Raw genomic sequence first — 16,769 nt, 5'->3', positions numbered from 1 at the left:
CGCAGGGAACGCCCGCTCAGCGCGCGAGCGATTCGACGAAACGCCGCGGCGCGCCCTCGAACCCCCCGTTGGACATGAACACCACGTGGTCGCCGGGCCGGGTCTTCGCGCGCAGGTCCGCCAGCAGTGCGTCGACGCTGGGCGCGGTGCTGCCGCGACCTTGCAGCGCACCGGTGACGCGCTGCGCATCCCAGGCCAGCTCGGGCCGATGCAGGAACAGCACGCCGTCGGCATCGGCCAGCGAAGGCGCCAGCGCTTCGGCGTGGGCGCCGAGGCGCATCGAGTTGGAGCGCGGCTCCAGCGCCACCAGGATGCGCGCCTCGCCCACCTTCGCGCGCAGGCCCGCCAGCGTGGTGGCGATGGCCGTGGGGTGATGCGCGAAATCGTCGTAGACGCGCACGCCATCCACCTCGCCCACCAGCTCCATACGCCGCTTCACGCTGTCGAAGCCGGCGAAGGCGGGCAGCAACGCGCGCGGATCGGCGCCTGCCGCACTGGCTGCGGCCAACGCGGCCAGCGCGTTCATCACGCTGTGGTTGCCCAGCAGCGACCAATGCACCTCGCCCAGCAACTCGTCCCCACGCATCACGCGGAACGCGCTGCCGTCGGCCTCGACCAGCTCGGCCCGCCAGTCGCCATGGCCGATGCCGAACGTCTCCACCGGCGTCCAGCAGCCCATCGCCAGCACTTCGGCCAGGCGTTCGTCGTGCGCATTGACGATCAAGCGGCCATTGCCCGGCACCGTGCGCACCAGGTGGTGGAACTGGCGCTGGATCGCCGCCACGTCGGGAAAGATGTCCGCGTGGTCGTATTCGAGGTTGTTGAGGATGGCGATGCGGGGACGGTAGTGCACGAACTTCGAGCGCTTGTCGAAGAACGCGGTGTCGTATTCGTCCGCCTCGATCACGAACGGGATTCGGGATGACCAGACATTCGTCTGTTGAGAGCCTGGATTCGGGATTCGGCCCGGGCCACCCAACCGCGCGGAGACGCCGAAGTTGCCCGGCACTCCGCCGATCAAAAAGCCCGGCGCCATGCCCGCGCCTTCGAGCAGGTACGCGAGCAGGCTGGTGGTGGTGGTCTTGCCGTGGGTTCCGGCCACGGCCAGCACCTCGCGTCCCGCCAGCACCGTCTCGCCCAGCCATTGCGGGCCGGACACGTAGCGCAACTGCGCGTCAAGCATGTATTCGACGGCGGGATTGCCGCGCGTCATCGCATTGCCCACCACCACGAGGTCGGGCGCGGGTTGCAGATGCCCGGCCGCATAACCGTCCATCAGGCGGATGCCCAGCGCCTCGAGCTGGGTGCTCATCGGCGGGTAGACGTTGGCGTCGGAACCTTCGACCTCGTGCCCCAGTTCGCGCGCCAGTGCGGCCACGCCGCCCATGAAGGTGCCGCAGATGCCGAGGATGTGCAGTTTCATGTCGTCCAAGTCAATACGTTTCGCGTGCGGGGAATTGCCAGCCCGTCAGCGCAAGGAAAGCCAGCCCCAACGCGCGCGCAGGGCCATTCTTTGGAGAAAATCGATCGATGACATGGTAACGATCGCCATCGCGCAGCTCGATTATCCACTGCGCGCCATCCGCAGCGATCACAACGTTGCCGTTACTGTTGTAGGTGCTGTTGGTCGGCACAGACCAGGCATCGGACAATTCGATCTGTTTCCGCATGTATTCAATCTGCCTGGCATTGAGTGCGATGTGTGCCGTGCGCAAGGCCGCGCCTTGCCGAAGGCCACCAGCAACGTTCAACTCCGTGGCGTCCAGCACCCAGCCGGTCGTGCCCCGTACGATGCTGACGCTGACAGGGGCATCGAACGATCTGAGCCAGACAAAGCGATAGCCCTGGCCAAACCCGCCACACGACCAGGAGCGCAATCCCAGCGCATTGAAGCTGTCCGAATACCGCTCGCGCTGGTAACTGTCACCGGACCGCAGTCGATCCATATCCGTCGGCGCAACACTTTCCACCCCAAACCCCACGAAGGTATTGGCCGGGAAGTAATAGTCCGCCGCAGACGGCGCAGGACATGCACGCACGCCCTGCGCCCACCCAAGCGTGGGAGCCACGAACAGCCAGAGGCCAAGGATGTGCAGACGCATGGGGATTCCTTGACGGACTCCCCTCACCCGCTTGCCGACGCGGGGAAGGGCCATGGATGGCTCTGCTTTGAGGAGCGAGGAAGAGGGCTGGATGGCGTGGCTTTGAGGCATCCGCAATGCGGTGGGAAACGCTATGCCCACACCCCGACCTCTCTCCCCGCCATGGAGTGGGAGAAAATCAGGTGGCCGCTTCTTCCGCCTTGAGCGCGCGCTTCACGCGCGCGGTGACTTCGTCCAGCTCGCCCACGCCATCCACCACCTGCAGCTTGCCGCGCCTGGCGTAGAAGTCGGCCACCGGCGCGGTCTGCTCGGCATAGACCTTGAGGCGGTCGCGCACCACGACGGGATCGTCGTCCTTGCGGTGCTCGGCGGCGTAGCGGATCTCGCAGCGGCCGATGATCGCCTCGTTCGGCACGTCCAGCTTCACCACCGCGTCCAGCGGCTGCTGGATACGGGTCAGCAGGTGGTCGAGCGCATCGGCCTGCGCGAGGTTGCGCGGGTAGCCGTCGAGGATGAAGCCGTTCTTCGCGTCGGGCTGGGCCAGGCGTTCTTCCAGCATGGCGAGCAGGATGTCGTCGGAGACCAGCTTGCCGGCGTCCATCACGGCCTTGGCCTTGAGGCCGATGGGCGTGCCCGCGGCCACGGCCGCGCGCAGCATGTCGCCGGTGGAGATGTGCGGCACGGCCAGGTCAGTCTTCAGCCGGGCGGCCTGGGTGCCCTTGCCTGAGCCGGGCGCGCCGAGTAGCACGAGTCGCATATCGCTCCACAATGGCGGCGAGCAGCCGCCGATTCGTCTGGAAATGGGTTCCACGTTAGCGTTTGCGGCCAGTTATAGTCAAACAAGACCGCGACGCGCAGCGCTTCGCGCCCACCACCGGAGACCTCGCCATGCCGATCCGTCGCCCTGTCCAAGGCAAGCTGCTCTACGCCCAGTCCGGCGGCGTCACCGCCGTCATCAACGCCACGGCGGCCGGCGTGATCGAGACTGCCCGGGCCAAGGGGGTAAAAGCCTACGCCGCACGCAACGGCATCCTCGGCGCCTTGCGCGAGGACCTGATCGACACCGGCAGGGAGTCGAAGGCCGCCATCGCGGCATTGCGCCACACCCCGGGCGGCGCGTTCGGCAGCTGCCGCTACAAGCTGAAATCGCTGGAAGCCAACCGCGCCGAATACGAACGGCTGATCGAGGTGTTCCGCGCGCACGACATCCGCTGGTTCCTCTACAACGGCGGCAACGATTCGGCCGATACCGCGCTCAAGCTCTCGCAGATCGGCAAGGCGATGGGCTACGACCTGCGCTGCATCGGCGTGCCCAAGACGGTGGACAACGACCTCGCCGTCACCGACTGCTGCCCCGGCTTCGGCTCGGTGGCGAAATACACGGCGATCTCCACGCTGGAAGCCAGCCTCGACGTGGCTTCGATGGCCGAGACCTCGACCAAGGTGTTCATCCTCGAGGTGATGGGCCGCCACGCCGGCTGGATCGCCGCCGCCGCCGGCCTCGCCGGCAACGGCCCGGACGAGGCGCCGCACATCATCCTGTTCCCCGAGAACGTGTTCGACGAAGCCGCCTTCCTCGCGAGAGTGAAGGCCACGGTGGAACGCGTGGGCTGGTGCACCGTGGTCGCCTCCGAGGGCATCCGCAACGCGGCGGGTCAGTTCCTCGCCGACGCCGGCACGCGCGACGCCTTCGGCCACGTGCAGCTTGGCGGCGTGGCGCCCACGCTGGCCGCGCTGGTGAAGCAGAAGCTCGGCTACAAGTACCACTGGGCGCTGCCCGACTACCTGCAGCGCTCCGCGCGGCACGCCGCCGCGAAGGTCGACGTCGAGCAGGCCCATGCCGTGGGCAAGGCCGCGGTGGACTACGCGCTGGCCGGCATGAACGCGGTGATGCCGGTGATCGTCCGCGGCAGCGACGCGCCCTATCGCTGGAAGATCGAACCCGCGCCGCTGGCGAAGATCGCCAATCGCGAAAAGAAGATGCCCAAGGGCTTCATCACCCGCGACGGCTTCGGCATCACTGCCGCCGCGCGCCGCTATCTCGCACCGCTGATCGCCGGCGAAGCCCCGCCGCCTGCGAAGAACGGCTTGCCCGTCTATGTGCGGTTGAAGAACCTGCCGGTGGCCAGGAAGCTGGCCCCGTGGACCCCTGCATGATTACCGGCGCCGCCATGCACTGAAGGCAGCGCCCGCGATGCGCATCGATTGCACATCGATGCAGCAACGGCACGCATCCCTCAGAACAGGCCATTCAACTCCGCGTGCGTGGCGTTGTCGGCGAAGCCGTCGAAACGCCCCTCGGCCAGGCCCTGCGCGGCGCGCAGGAAGCCTCCCCACGCCGCCCCCGCCAAGGCGCCACCCACGCTGATCCGGCGCACGCCGAGTTTCGCGAGGTCAGCCTGCGTGAACGGCGCGGCGTACCCCACCAGCACGTTGACCGGCTTCGGCGCGACGGCACGCACCACTGCCTCGACCTGCTCGCTGGTGCGCAGGCCTGGCGCGTACAGGCAATCCGCACCGGCCTCGGCATAGGCGCACAGGCGCCTCAGCGATTCGCCCAGGGGATCGGGGTGGCCGACCAGGAAACATTCGGCGCGGCCGACCAGCATCACGTCCTGGCCGGAGGCGTCGATCGCCGCACGGGCGGCGCGCATGCGCGCCACGGCCTCGTCGAACTCGTACAACGGTCGCGCGGCGTCGCCGGTGGCATCCTCGATCGACAGGCCCGCCACGCCGGTATCGATGCAACGGCGCACGTTGTCCGCCAGCTCCCCGAGGTCGCGGGCATGCCCGTCCTCGAAATCGGCGTTCACCGGCAAGCCGGTGGCCGTCACGATCGCGCGGCAGTGCGCCAGCACCGCTTCCACACCCATCGCGTTGTCCGCATGCGCGCGCGACCACGCGAAACCCGAGCTGGTGGTCGCCAATGCCTTGAAGCCGAGCTGCTGCAAGGCCCGGGCTGAACCAGGATCCCACGGATTGGGAAGCATGAAGCAGCCGCTTTCGTGCAGCTTGCGGAAGGCGGCACGGCGTGCAGCGAAGTCGATGGATTCCATTCCCGCAGCCTACTACGCCGGGCTTCACTGCCGATTGCGACGGCGCTTGCCTGGGCGGGACGCGTCGAGGCCTGCCACTGGCCGGCACGCCAAAGCGGCGCGGCGTCGACATATCTTTCGTTCAGGCGCAATTTCATACGCTCCATTCCGCGCCGCCTGTCGGCACGACCGGAGACATTGCAATGAAGACCCTCTGCAGCCTGATGTTCGTCCTGCCCCTGCTCGCCGGCAGCGGCGTGGCGCTGGCCGATCACGACCATGGACATGATCGCGGGCACGACCGCCACGACTGGCAGGATCGCCATGGACGCGGACACCACGACGACCGCCGCTACGTGGTCGTCCCCCGGCATGGCCACGACCGCCACTGGGAGCGCGGCCACCGCTACGGCGGCCCGATCTACGTGGTGCAGGACTACGGCCGCTATCGCCTGCGCCCGCCGCCGCACGGCTATGGCTGGGTGCGTGCGGAGAACAACGACTACCTGCTGGTCGCGCTGGCCACCGGCATCATCCTCGACGTCGCCATGCACTGATCCAGGGCGGAGCCAGCGAGGGCCGCGCAACGATGCGCGGCCCTCGCATTTTTCCCATCGATGCATCTGGCCGCCGCGATCAGCGCGGTTTGACCGGAAGGTATTGGCCCCGCTCACCATAACGCGCGTGCCTGCCATCCACGTTGGCACACAACAGGCCATCACCGCACAGCACGACATCGGCGCCGTTGTAGGCCTTCATGAGCTCGGCGGACAACTGCTCGTCATGGATCACGCGGGTGTAATGCATCGACAACCACGCGCCGCCGCCGAGCAGCAACGCCAGGGTGACTACGGCCGCAGCGGTCACCTTCCAGATCAATCGTCGATGCAGGCTTCGCAGTTGGTCGATCTGCCCGGCCAACGCACGTGCGGCCCTAGTGATATCGGCACCCGCAGCGTCCATGTTCTGCCTGTACATGCCCATCGATTGGCCCAGTCCGGCGCGCACCGTGTCGGCCATTTCGCCCGGCAAGGTCTGCAACAGCCCCTTGGCCGAGTCCCTGACCACCGCGGGCAACATCTGCGTCAGGCCCTGCAATGCCTCGCCAAGCGACTGGAGCCGCGCATCGATCTGCGCGCCACGGCGTTCGTACTGCACCATCAAGGTCGCCGTCTTGTCGATCAACGCGTTCAGTTCTTCCATCTGCATGGCACGACTTCCCTGGCTGGCGGTCACGATGGCGTGATTCAGAACGACATGGCCGGACCGCCCGGTTGCGCCGCCTGCTGCTGGAAGAGCTGCGGAACCGCTTGCTGTTCGAGCCAATTGGCCTGGACCGTGGCGTGGTCCAGCATGCCGCGGCCAGCCTCGCCAAAGGCCAGCGCCTGGTTCTCCCGGCTGAAGGCTCCCCAATCGTTCGACTGTCCTGCCACCAGCAAGCGGTCGAGTCGCGCCGACAAATCGCTGGTCGGGGCTTGCTGCGGTTGATCCGGCAGGGCCGGTTGCATGCCCGTGTCTATGCGCTGCCGCTGGAACTGCCGGTTCAACGATTCGTCGCGCGGCTCGGCATTGAACGGATCGGCCACCCGCTTCGCTTCCGACCTGGGTACCAGCAATTCGTTGTAGCCATCGGGACTGAGTCGATCGATCTTCGGCGCAAGCCGGTACAAGAGCATGCCGTCTTCCGAGCGGTGCACCACATCCAGCCGCGGATCGTCCGGCTCCGCCTGGCGCTGCAGGAAGGGTTTGTCGCTCAACCCGTTGAGATAACCCACCATCAGATTTTCGCTGCGGATGGCCAGGCCGTCGCGGTGGTAGCTGCCGCCGACATCGGAGTGCGCACCGGCCACGGTCACGCCAAGGAAGCGCCCATCCGGCGTCATGTCGGGATCGATGATGTGGTCGGACTTGAACAGGCCGCGCCGTTCGTCCGCGGCATTGATCTGAAAACCGGAAATCACCGACGGCGGCAGGCGCCGGTCGTGATGCTTCACCGGATCGCCGGTGCCCACTGGATCGAACAAACCCACCGCCTGCGCCACCTGGCCCGGCTCGACCAGCGGCGGGCGGGTGTACTCCACATGGGTTATGCGGTGGTGGCTGTCGTAGGTGTAGTGCGCGCCCATCGGATCCTGGATGCCGCGTTCTTGCACGATGCGGGCAAATCCAGCGGCCTGCTCGCCGCCACGGCTGAAGCCGATGTCGGCCAAACGGATCTGGGCATCCGGATCCGCTTGTTTCCAACGCCACGCCTGATCGATGAACTTTTTGTACATCTCTTCGACGCGCACGTCGTAGGTATGGCCATCCATGCCATCCCGCGTACGCGCAAGAAAGCCATCCTCCGTACCGGGACCTGGAACATAGCCATGACCAATGCGCTCGCTTCCCGCGAGCTTCAATGCCTCGACTTGATCATCGATCTTGGCAACATTGGTTTCGTGCGCGGGATCCTTGGATTTATCGTTCCCGGTACCGTCGAAAGACGCGACATACAAATATTCACGGGGATTGTTTGCATGCATGAACAGCGGCGCATCAAACCGTGACAGTTCCGCACGAGCATTCACGTAACTCTGCAACCGTTGCGCATCCGCCTCATAGTACGGCACACCATCATTGCGAATTCCATCCGGATCGAGTTTGTCCTCGTGGCTCACTCCATGCCCTCCGATCAATAGGTGTGCGTCCAGACTAGAAATCTGTCATCCCGCCCGTAGCTGAGCTTGTTCCCCGGCACTTGTTCCGTCTTGGTGGGAATCAACATCCACATGAACACGTTGATGGCGTGGTCGTTCACTTCCAGGAAAATGTCCGGCTCGCCTGCCACCGGGCCACTATAAAAATCAGCCATGTCGGACTTGGGCACCTTGTGCCAGATCAACTGCTCCTTGAAGATCTTGGCCATGTCCACCTTGGACTCGTGCTTTGCGCCGTCCAACGACGTCCACTGCACAATGGCGGGAGACGGAAAGTTTTCGATCCCGATGAAGCCCGCATCCCAATTTTTCCGATAGTCGGGCGAAGGCGGTGGTGGTGATGGCTTGTCGATGCTGAAAGGTGCGAACTGCTTGTGGTTGTACACCACGCTGCAACTCAAGGTGTTGTAACAAGCCGCCCCGAAGTTATGCACTGCAAACTTCAACGGCACGGCAAGCGTTTCGGGCGGCGGCTGGATGGTGTCGGTCTGAGTGGACATGGCGGTTTGGCATCCTGTCGTCAGCAAGACGAATGCAAGCGGAAGCATGGCGCTGCGGAAGCGTGGCATCGGACTCTCCATCGTCGATCCTGCATGGCTTGACCTGTTCAGTCAGGGCAACCCGCCCGCCTCGGTCTGCACTGAACGAAAGTATGCCGCGTCACCCGCGCGAACCGATATCACCGCATCACACTTCGTGTGTAGGGACAATCCGACATTGCGACTTCCAGCCCTGACGCAAGCACGGCAAGCACCGCGCGTTGCGCCGCACAACAGGTTGGACACACGGCTCTGCCTATACTCCCCTCGACCGCCCGCTCCGGACGGCCAACAACTCATGGGGAGGCTCCGATGCTGCAGCAGTATGGCTGGTGGATCGTGCTCGCTTGTGCGGTGGTGGCAGTTTTGTATGGCGCCTTGTCGGCGCGCTGGGTTCTGGCGCAGTCGCCGGGCAATGCACGGATGCAGGAGATCGCCGCGGCGATCCAGGAAGGCGCACGCGCCTACCTCAACCGCCAGTACGGCACGATTGCCATCGTCGGCGCGCTGTTGTTCCTGCTGATCGGTTTCTTTCTCTCCTGGGCCACCGCGATAGGCTTTCTGATCGGTGCGGTGTTGTCCGGTGCGGCCGGCTACATCGGCATGAACGTGTCGGTGCGTGCGAACGTGCGCACCGCCGAAGCGGCACGGCAGGGCCTGGGTCCGGCGATGGACGTGGCGTTCCGCGGCGGCGCGATCACCGGCATGCTGGTGGTGGGCCTGGCGCTGCTCGGCGTGGCCGGCTACTGGTTGATCCTCGATCGCAGCGGCGTCGCGAGTGAGGATGCACTGCATGCGCTGGTGGGCCTGGCTTTCGGCAGCTCGCTGATCTCGATCTTCGCGCGCCTCGGCGGCGGCATCTTCACCAAGGGCGCCGACGTGGGCGCCGACCTGGTCGGCAAGGTGGAAGCCGGCATCCCCGAGGACGACCCGCGCAACCCGGCGGTGATCGCCGACAACGTGGGCGACAACGTGGGCGACTGCGCGGGCATGGCCGCCGACCTGTTCGAAACCTACGCGGTGACGGTGATCGCCACCATGCTGCTGGGTGGCCTCACGCTGACCAACGCGGGCAGCACCGCGGTGCTGTATCCGCTGCTGCTGGGCGCGGTGTCGATCATCGCCTCGATCATCGGCACGCTGTTCGTGCGCGTGAAGCCCGGCGGCTCGATCATGGGCGCGCTGTACAAGGGCGTGGCAGTGTCGGGCGTGCTGGCGGCGGCGGCGTTCTGGCCGATCACCATGCAGCTGATGGGCGGCTTCAGCTACGGCGCACTGAACCTGTGGTTCTGCGCGCTGATCGGCCTCCTGCTCACCGGCGCGATCGTGTGGATCACCGAGTACTACACCGGCACCGGCTACAAGCCGGTGAAGCACATCGCGCAGGCCTCGACCACCGGCCATGGCACCAACATCATCGCCGGCCTCGGCATCTCGATGAAGGCCACCGGCCTGCCGGTGGTGGCGATCTGCATCGCGATCTGGGGCGCCTACGAGCACGGCGGCCTGTACGGCATCGCCATCGCGGCGACCTCGATGCTGTCGATGGCCGGCATGATCGTGGCGCTGGATGCCTATGGCCCGATCACCGACAACGCCGGCGGCATCGCCGAGATGGCCGACCTGCCGCCGGAAGTGCGCGGCGTCACCGACCCGCTGGACGCCGTGGGCAACACCACCAAGGCGGTGACCAAGGGCTACGCGATCGGTTCGGCCGCCCTTGCCGCGCTGGTGCTGTTCGCCGACTACACGCACAACCTCGCGGTGAACCATCCGGACATCACCTACAGCTTCGACCTCTCCGACCACATGGTGATCATCGGCCTCTTGATCGGCGGCCTGATCCCCTACCTGTTCGGCGCGATGGCGATGGAGGCGGTGGGCCGCGCCGCGGGCGCCGTGGTGGAGGAAGTGCGCCGCCAGTTCCGCGACATCATCGGCATCATGGACGGCACCGGCAAACCGCAGTACGACAAGGCGGTGGACATGCTCACCCGCTCGGCGATCCGGGAGATGATCGTGCCCTCGCTGCTGCCGGTGATCGTGCCCATCGTGGTCGGCCTGCTGCTGGGGCCGAAGGCGCTGGGCGGCGTGCTGATCGGCACCATCGTCACCGGCCTGTTCGTGGCGATCTCGATGACCACCGGCGGCGGCGCGTGGGACAACGCCAAGAAGTACATCGAGGACGGCCACCATGGCGGCAAGGGTTCGGAAGCGCACAAGGCCGCCGTCACCGGCGACACCGTGGGCGACCCGTACAAGGACACCGCCGGCCCCGCGGTGAACCCGCTGATCAAGATCATCAACATCGTGGCGCTGCTGATCATCCCGCTGCTGCATTGAGCGGTTCGGCAAGACGACAGGCCCCGTTCGCGGGGCCTGTCGCTTTTGCAGGCTCTGCTCCCCTCTCCCGCTTGCGGACGCGGGGAAGGGCCATGGATGGCCCTGCCTTGAGGAGCGAGGAAGAGGGGTTGGGGGAGAGGGTACGCTCCGCCCGCGCCCTCTCCCGCCCTGCGGGCACCCTCTCCCGCAAGCGGGAGAGGGATTCACCAGTTAGTACGCGTCGACTACCTGACTTCAGCCACAGGCACGCACCGCATCGCATCGCGCCATCACACTCGGGCTTTCGTCGCAATCCAAGGAGCTTCCATGACTTCCAAGACCTCCCTCTGGCTCGCGCTTGCGCTGGGCATCACACTGGTTGGCATGAACACCACTCACGCCGCGACCACCGACCAGACCTCCACCAGCGATGATCCCTACCTGTGGCTGGAAGCCACCCACGACGCGCGCGCGATGGACTGGGTGAAGGCGCAGAACGCGATCACGGAGAAGGCCTTCGCCAGCTCCGCCGGGTTCGACCACACGCGCAACCAGATCCTCGAAGTGCTGGACTCCAATGCGCGCATCCCCATGGTCGGCCGCATGGGTGACTGGCTCTACAACTTCTGGCAGGACAAGGAGCATCCGCGCGGCCTCTGGCGCCGCACCACGCTGGACGAATACCGCAAGGCCGATCCCAGGTGGGAGGTCGTGCTGGACGTGGACGCGCTCAACAAGGCCGAAGGCAAGCGCTGGGTGTTCAAGGGCGCGCAATGCCTGAAACCCGCGTATACGCGTTGCCTGCTCTCGCTGTCGCCCGACGGCGGCGACGCGGTGGCGGTGCGCGAGTTCGACACCGGCACCAAGTCCTTCGTGAAAGGCGGCTTCGAGCTGCCGATCGCCAAGACCCAGGTGGGCTGGATCGACCAGGACCACATCTACGTCGGCACCGACTTCGGCGCCGGCTCGATGACCAAGTCCAGCTACCCGCGCATCGCCAAGGAATGGACGCGCGGCACGCCGCTCGCCAGCGCGACCGAAGTGTACGAGGGCAAGCCCGACGACCTCGCGGTGAGCGCCTACCGCGACCTCACGCCCGGCTTCGAGCGCGACTTCGTGCAGGTGGCCACCGACTTCTTCCACAGCGAAATCTACCTGCGCAAGGACGGCAAGCTGGTGAAGCTGGACATCCCCAGCGACGCCAGCGCCGACGCGCACCGCGAATGGCTGCTGGTGACGCTGCGCTCGCCTTGGACGGTGGGCGGCGCCACCTATCCCAACGGCGCGCTGGTCGCCATCAAGTTCGACGACTTCATGGCCGGCAAGCGCGCCTTCACCGTGCTGTTCAAGCCCGATGCGCACACCGCGCTCTCCAACTATGCCTGGACGCAGCACCACCTGATCCTCGACGTGCTGGACGACGTGAAGAGCCGGCTGGAGGTGCTGACGCCGCAAGCCGGCGACTGGCAGCACCAGGCCATGCCGGGCGCGCCGGCGATGAGCACGGTGGAAGTGGTCGATACCGACCCCGACCACAGCGACGAATACTGGCTCGCCATCACCGGTTTCCTCACCCCGACGACGCTGGAGCGCGGCGTGCTGGGCCAGGGCGAGGCCGAGGCGATCAAGCACCAGCCTGCCTTCTTCGACGCTTCCAGGTTCAGCGTGAGCCAGCACTTCGTCGCCTCGAAGGACGGCACCCGCGTGCCCTATTTCGAGATCGCGCCGAAGGACATGAAACTCGACGGCTCGAACCGCACCCTGCTGTACGGCTACGGCGGCTTCGAGGTTTCGCTGCAGCCGTTCTACAGCGGCAGCATCGGCCGCGCATGGCTGGACCGCGGCGGCGTCTACGTGATCGCCAACATCCGCGGTGGCGGCGAATACGGTCCCGCCTGGCACCAGGCCGCATTGCAGGCCAACCGCCCCAAGGCCTACCAGGACTTCGCCGCGGTGGCCGAGGACCTGGTGAAGCGCGGCGTCACCACCGCCAGGCACCTCGGCGCCGAAGGCGGCAGCAACGGCGGCCTGCTGATGGGCAACATGCTCACCCAGTACCCGCAGTTGTTCGGCGCCATCGCCTGCGAAGTGCCGCTGCTGGACATGAAGCGCTACATCCACCTCGACGCCGGATCGTCGTGGATCGCCGAATACGGCAATCCCGACGACCCGAAGCAGTGGGACTTCATCAAGGCCTTCTCGCCCTACCAGAACCTGCACAAGGAAACGCACTACCCGCCGGTGCTGTTCTACACCACCACCAGCGACGACCGCGTGGGCCCCGCGCAGGCACGCAAGATGGCCGCGAAAATGGAAGGCATGGGCATCCCCAACGTGTGGTTCTACGAGAACCTGGAAGGCGGCCACGGCGCCGGCGCGGACAACAAGCAGTCCGCGCACATGCACGCGATGGTGTACGACTTCCTGTGGGACAAGTTGAAGTAAGCCGCTCCGACGAGGAACAACGCTGGCTGGCCTTGTGCCAGCCAGCGTTGTTCCAGTGTGCAATCATTTGCTCATCCTCCCACGAACCATACAGCCCGCTTCAGACCCTGGCCGACATGTTCGATCTCGCCACCTTGCAGGAAGATGGTTACGCTCTCGCACACAACGCGCTTGACGATGCCGGCCTGACTGAGCTGCACTCCGCACTCGCCGATATTCGTCTCGCCGCGGGCCGGGGCGGCATTCGACGAATTGATCAGCGCACCGAGAGCGTCTACAAGCTTGCCCGTACAGGCGTGGGTATGGCTCTGGCGCGTAATGCACTGGGCGCTTCAACGCACTTCGTACGGGCCATCTACTTCGACAAATCCCCCGATAACGACTGGCTGGTGAGCTGGCACCAGGATCGTGCAATCACCGTAGCCGAGCGCGCGGATTTGCCGGGCTGGGGGCCATGGTCGAACAAAGCAGGAGCTTGGCAGGTACAACCACCTGCAGAATGGCTGGAGCGCATGGTGGCTGTACGCATGCATCTGGATAGTTGTGACGAAACAAATGGTGGACTCAAGCTCATCGCTGGTTCGCACCGTCAGGGGTTGCTTTCAGCGGAACGCATGCATGACCTCGCAGCATCCCTCGGTTACGACTGCCCGAGCCTCGCCGCAGGCGATGCCCTTGTCATGCGCCCCCTGACCGTGCATGCATCTTCCAGGATGATCAATCCCAAGTTGCGCCGGGTTCTGCATTTCGAATACTGCTGTGCGGAGTTGCCAACAGTTTTGCGATGGGCCGACTGAATCACGCGCTCGTCCACATCGCCCTGAATCGCGTGAAGTAAGCTTGAGCGGCGCCCCAACCTTTCCCATGCGATGAAGGCACAGACCGCCATCACCCCCGAACTGCGCGAGTGGATCCTCGCCACCAGCCGCGCCGGGCACGCTCCGCAGAGCGTGGTCGAGCTGATGCGGTCGCATGGCTACGATCCGCAGCGCAGCCGCGCCGCCGTGGCCGAGGTGCTGAAGCTGCCGCCGGCCACCCTGCTTGCCGATGTCGGCGCGCCGCTCGAACGCCGTACGAAGCACCCCGAGGCGCCGCTGGCGAAGGCGGGCGACCGCGAGGTGCGCGTTTCGATGAGCCTGGACAAGCCAGCGCTGCGCGTGCTCGACGGCCTGCTGACGGGCGAGGAATGCGACGAACTGATCGCGCTGGCGCGCCCGCGCCTGCAGCGCGCGCTCACCGTGGATGCCGACGGCAAGCACCAGGTGGACCGCCGCCGCACCAGCGTGGGCATGTTCTTCATGCCGGGCGAACTGCCGCTGGTGGCGCAACTCGAACAGCGCATCGCGACGCTGTTCGACATTCCCGCGAGCCACGGTGAAGGCCTGCAGATCCTGCATTACCAGCCCGGGCAGGAATACACGCCGCATTTCGACTGGTTCGATCCCGGCCAGCCTGGCTACTCCACCCTCACCGCGCGCGGAGGCCAGCGCATCGCCAGCGTGGTGATGTACCTCAACACGCCCGAGGCCGGCGGCGGCACCGCCTTCCCCACGGCCGGCCTCACCGTCACCGCACTGCGCGGTTCGGCCGTCTATTTCGCCTACGAGGGCGGCGACGCCAGCTCGCTGCACGCCGGCCTGCCGGTGCTGCGCGGCGAGAAGTGGATCGCCACCAAGTGGCTGCGCGAGCGGCCGTATTGATCCAGCCACGCGGCGGTTCCTTCCGCGTAGGAGCACGCTGTGCGCGATTGCCTTGATGCTCAACCGGAGCAAAAGCAGTCGCGCACAGGGTGCGCATACCGGACGATACGAGGGGGCCAGCCGTTCCGCACCGGCATTCAACGTCCGCTGCTGCATCGCAGCAGCCAGTGGCGTATCCTTGCGGGCTTTCTCCCTCCAAAATCGCGCAAGGACATCCCATGGGTCTGCATCTGGTGCCCGCCGGCCGCAACGTGCCGGACGAAATCAACGTCATCATCGAAATCCCCAAGGATGCCGAGCCGGTCAAGTACGAGGTGGACAAGGAGTCGGGCGCGATCTTCGTCGACCGCATCCTGTCCACGCCGATGCGCTACCCCTGCAACTACGGCTACGTGCCGGGCACGCTGGGCGGCGACGGCGATCCGCTGGACGTGCTGGTGATCCTGCCGCTGCCGCTGACCGTAGGCTCGGTGATCCGCTGCCACCCGGTCGGCATGCTGAAGATGACCGACGAGGCCGGCAGCGACGAGAAGCTGCTGGCGATCCCCTCGCCCAAGGTGTTCCCCGGCTACGCCCACATCAACGACATCAAGGGTGTCTCGCCGCATTGGCTGGAGCGCATCGGCCACTTCTTCGAGCACTACAAGGACCTCGAGAAGGGCAAGTGGGTGAAGGTGGAAGGCTGGGAAGGCGCCGACGCGGCGAAGGCCGAGATCGTCGCCGGCGTGGAGCGCTACAAGGCGTCCAAGGCCTGATTGCATGCAATGGAACGGCGCGCCGCTGCGAAGCGGCGCGCCGTTTTTCATGCCTGCCGCCAGCCATCGCGGGGCGCGCCCTGCGCTTCGCGGACAGCCACGCCGCGCACACGGCACGGGCTTATCCTTGCTTCGTTCCCACGGAGCCATGCCATGAAAGCCGTCGCCCTCACCCGCTACCTGCCCATCGACGACCCCGAATCCCTGGTCGACGTGGAGTTGCCGAAACCCGCGCCCGGCGCGCACGACCTGCTGGTGCGCGTGGAGGCCGTGTCGGTGAACCCGGTCGACACCAAAATCCGCGCACCCAGGCCGCAGGTGGAAGCACAGCCGAAGGTGCTGGGCTACGACGCCGCAGGCGTGGTCGAAGCGGCGGGCAGCGAAGCGCAAGGATTCGAGCCCGGCGACCGCGTGTACTACGCCGGCGACGTCACCCGCGCAGGCAGCAATGCCGAGTACCAGCTGGTCGACGCGCGGCTCGCCGCGGCGATGCCGCGCTCGCTGGACTTCGCCGACGCCGCCGCGCTGCCGCTGGTGGCGATCACTGCATGGGAGCTGCTGTTCCAGCGCATGCCGTTCGACAGCGAGCGCGGTGGCGTGGGCAAGTCGCTGCTGGTGATCGCGGGCGCGGGCGGCGTGGGCTCCATCGCCACCCAGCTCGCGCACCGCGCGGGCTTCGACGTGATCGCCACCGCCTCGCGCCCGGAAAGCACGGACTGGTGCCGCGCCATGGGCGCGCAGCACGTCGTCGATCATCGCGAACCATTGGCGCCGCAGCTGGCCGCGCTGGGTCTCACGCACGTCGACGCCGCGCTCAACCTCGCCGACACCGACCGCTACTGGGACGCGCTGAGCGAACTGCTGGCGCCACAGGGCCACGTTGGCCTGATCGTGGAACCGAAGGGCGCACTCAGGATCGGCGACCCGTACAAGGCCAAGTGCATCGGCATCCACTGGGAATTCATGTTCGCGCGCCCGCGCTTCCGCACGCCGGACATGGCCGAGCAGGGCCGCATCCTTGCCCGTGTGGCGCAACTGGTCGACGCCGGCGAATTGAAGGGCATCCGCCACGACACGCTTTCGCCGATCAGCGCCGCCAACCTGCGCGAGGCGCATCGGCGGCTGGAATCGGGCAGCGGCATCGGCAAGCTGGTCCTGGGTGGTTGGTGACG

General features: G+C 66.2%; 15 protein-coding genes. 8 read left to right on the top strand and 7 right to left on the bottom strand.

What is annotated here, in order from left to right:
* Positions 1-16: 16 nt before the first annotated feature.
* From mpl to IHE47_RS05200, 3 genes are all read right to left on the bottom strand, one after another.
* A complete protein-coding gene (gene mpl / locus IHE47_RS05210; protein ID WP_192104816.1) occupies positions 17-1,423 on the bottom strand; it encodes a UDP-N-acetylmuramate:L-alanyl-gamma-D-glutamyl-meso-diaminopimelate ligase in 1,407 nt (468 codons plus the stop codon).
* A gap of 10 nt (positions 1,424-1,433) precedes the next feature.
* The gene (locus IHE47_RS05205; RefSeq protein WP_192104815.1) at positions 1,434-2,102 is read right to left on the bottom strand and encodes a hypothetical protein; all 669 of its coding nucleotides are present in this window, start codon (positions 2,100-2,102) and stop codon (positions 1,434-1,436) included.
* Between the two features lie 178 nt (positions 2,103-2,280).
* On the bottom strand, positions 2,281-2,859 hold the full coding sequence (locus IHE47_RS05200) for an adenylate kinase (protein ID WP_192104814.1): 579 nt from the start codon (positions 2,857-2,859) through the stop codon (positions 2,281-2,283).
* 131 nt (positions 2,860-2,990) lie between these two features.
* Here IHE47_RS05200 and IHE47_RS05195 point away from each other — a divergent pair, with 131 nt between their 5' ends.
* Entirely contained in the window at positions 2,991-4,259 is a 1,269-nt protein-coding gene (locus tag IHE47_RS05195; protein ID WP_192104813.1) for a 6-phosphofructokinase, read from the top strand.
* Between the two features lie 80 nt (positions 4,260-4,339).
* Here IHE47_RS05195 and IHE47_RS05190 read toward each other — a convergent pair whose 3' ends face one another.
* Positions 4,340-5,158: an isocitrate lyase/phosphoenolpyruvate mutase family protein gene (locus tag IHE47_RS05190; RefSeq protein ID WP_192104812.1), complete on the bottom strand. Its 819-nt coding sequence runs from the start codon at positions 5,156-5,158 to the stop codon at positions 4,340-4,342.
* A gap of 182 nt (positions 5,159-5,340) precedes the next feature.
* On the opposite strand from IHE47_RS05190, the gene IHE47_RS05185 reads away from it, so the two are divergent.
* The gene (locus IHE47_RS05185) at positions 5,341-5,694 is read left to right on the top strand and encodes an RcnB family protein (RefSeq protein WP_192104811.1); all 354 of its coding nucleotides are present in this window, start codon (positions 5,341-5,343) and stop codon (positions 5,692-5,694) included.
* A gap of 79 nt (positions 5,695-5,773) precedes the next feature.
* Here the strand turns inward: IHE47_RS05185 and IHE47_RS05180 are convergent, their stop codons facing one another.
* From IHE47_RS05180 to IHE47_RS05170, 3 genes are read right to left on the bottom strand one after another with little or no spacing between them, the layout of a single operon-like run.
* On the bottom strand, positions 5,774-6,373 hold the full coding sequence (locus IHE47_RS05180; RefSeq protein ID WP_192104810.1) for a relaxation protein: 600 nt from the start codon (positions 6,371-6,373) through the stop codon (positions 5,774-5,776).
* 11 nt (positions 6,374-6,384) lie between these two features.
* Positions 6,385-7,797: a DUF2235 domain-containing protein gene (locus IHE47_RS05175; protein ID WP_192104809.1), complete on the bottom strand. Its 1,413-nt coding sequence runs from the start codon at positions 7,795-7,797 to the stop codon at positions 6,385-6,387.
* A gap of 14 nt (positions 7,798-7,811) precedes the next feature.
* A complete protein-coding gene (locus tag IHE47_RS05170; RefSeq protein WP_192104808.1) occupies positions 7,812-8,405 on the bottom strand; it encodes a hypothetical protein in 594 nt (197 codons plus the stop codon).
* Between the two features lie 282 nt (positions 8,406-8,687).
* On the opposite strand from IHE47_RS05170, the gene IHE47_RS05165 reads away from it, so the two are divergent.
* From IHE47_RS05165 to IHE47_RS05140, 6 genes are all read left to right on the top strand, one after another.
* Positions 8,688-10,718: a sodium-translocating pyrophosphatase gene (locus IHE47_RS05165; RefSeq protein WP_192104807.1), complete on the top strand. Its 2,031-nt coding sequence runs from the start codon at positions 8,688-8,690 to the stop codon at positions 10,716-10,718.
* 306 nt (positions 10,719-11,024) lie between these two features.
* A complete protein-coding gene (locus IHE47_RS05160) occupies positions 11,025-13,142 on the top strand; it encodes a prolyl oligopeptidase family serine peptidase (RefSeq protein WP_192104806.1) in 2,118 nt (705 codons plus the stop codon).
* A 116-nt stretch (positions 13,143-13,258) separates the two neighbouring features.
* Positions 13,259-13,939 carry a phytanoyl-CoA dioxygenase family protein gene (locus IHE47_RS05155; RefSeq protein WP_192104805.1) on the top strand — a complete coding sequence of 227 codons (681 nt, stop codon included), beginning with the start codon at positions 13,259-13,261 and terminating at the stop codon, positions 13,937-13,939.
* 72 nt (positions 13,940-14,011) lie between these two features.
* Positions 14,012-14,842: a 2OG-Fe(II) oxygenase gene (locus tag IHE47_RS05150; RefSeq protein ID WP_192104804.1), complete on the top strand. Its 831-nt coding sequence runs from the start codon at positions 14,012-14,014 to the stop codon at positions 14,840-14,842.
* 218 nt (positions 14,843-15,060) lie between these two features.
* On the top strand, positions 15,061-15,597 hold the full coding sequence (ppa, locus tag IHE47_RS05145) for an inorganic diphosphatase (protein ID WP_192104803.1): 537 nt from the start codon (positions 15,061-15,063) through the stop codon (positions 15,595-15,597).
* 153 nt (positions 15,598-15,750) lie between these two features.
* Complete coding sequence (locus IHE47_RS05140) at positions 15,751-16,767, top strand: zinc-binding alcohol dehydrogenase family protein (RefSeq protein WP_192104802.1); 1,017 nt, start codon at positions 15,751-15,753, stop codon at positions 16,765-16,767.
* Positions 16,768-16,769: the final 2 nt, after the last annotated feature.

It is taken from the genome of Rhodanobacter sp. DHB23 (assembly GCF_014842975.1).
GTDB lineage: Bacteria > Pseudomonadota > Gammaproteobacteria > Xanthomonadales > Rhodanobacteraceae > Rhodanobacter_A.
This window is presented reverse-complemented; position numbering and strand designations above follow the sequence as displayed.

Bases quoted from the DNA above. Each gene is read 5' to 3' on its own strand.
- IHE47_RS05140 (WP_192104802.1), top strand. From the start codon at position 15,751: ATGAAAGCCGTCGCCCTCACCCGCTACCTGCCCATCGACGACCCCGAA.
- IHE47_RS05185 (WP_192104811.1), top strand. From the start codon at position 5,341: ATGAAGACCCTCTGCAGCCTGATGTTCGTCCTGCCCCTGCTCGCCGGC.
- ppa (WP_192104803.1), top strand. From the start codon at position 15,061: ATGGGTCTGCATCTGGTGCCCGCCGGCCGCAACGTGCCGGACGAAATC.
- IHE47_RS05200 (WP_192104814.1), bottom strand. From the start codon at position 2,859: ATGCGACTCGTGCTACTCGGCGCGCCCGGCTCAGGCAAGGGCACCCAG.
- IHE47_RS05160 (WP_192104806.1), top strand. From the start codon at position 11,025: ATGACTTCCAAGACCTCCCTCTGGCTCGCGCTTGCGCTGGGCATCACA.
- IHE47_RS05150 (WP_192104804.1), top strand. From the start codon at position 14,012: ATGAAGGCACAGACCGCCATCACCCCCGAACTGCGCGAGTGGATCCTC.
- IHE47_RS05170 (WP_192104808.1), bottom strand. From the start codon at position 8,405: ATGCCACGCTTCCGCAGCGCCATGCTTCCGCTTGCATTCGTCTTGCTG.
- IHE47_RS05165 (WP_192104807.1), top strand. From the start codon at position 8,688: ATGCTGCAGCAGTATGGCTGGTGGATCGTGCTCGCTTGTGCGGTGGTG.
- IHE47_RS05205 (WP_192104815.1), bottom strand. From the start codon at position 2,102: ATGCGTCTGCACATCCTTGGCCTCTGGCTGTTCGTGGCTCCCACGCTT.
- mpl (WP_192104816.1), bottom strand. From the start codon at position 1,423: ATGAAACTGCACATCCTCGGCATCTGCGGCACCTTCATGGGCGGCGTG.
- IHE47_RS05190 (WP_192104812.1), bottom strand. From the start codon at position 5,158: ATGGAATCCATCGACTTCGCTGCACGCCGTGCCGCCTTCCGCAAGCTG.
- IHE47_RS05195 (WP_192104813.1), top strand. From the start codon at position 2,991: ATGCCGATCCGTCGCCCTGTCCAAGGCAAGCTGCTCTACGCCCAGTCC.
- IHE47_RS05155 (WP_192104805.1), top strand. From the start codon at position 13,259: ATGTTCGATCTCGCCACCTTGCAGGAAGATGGTTACGCTCTCGCACAC.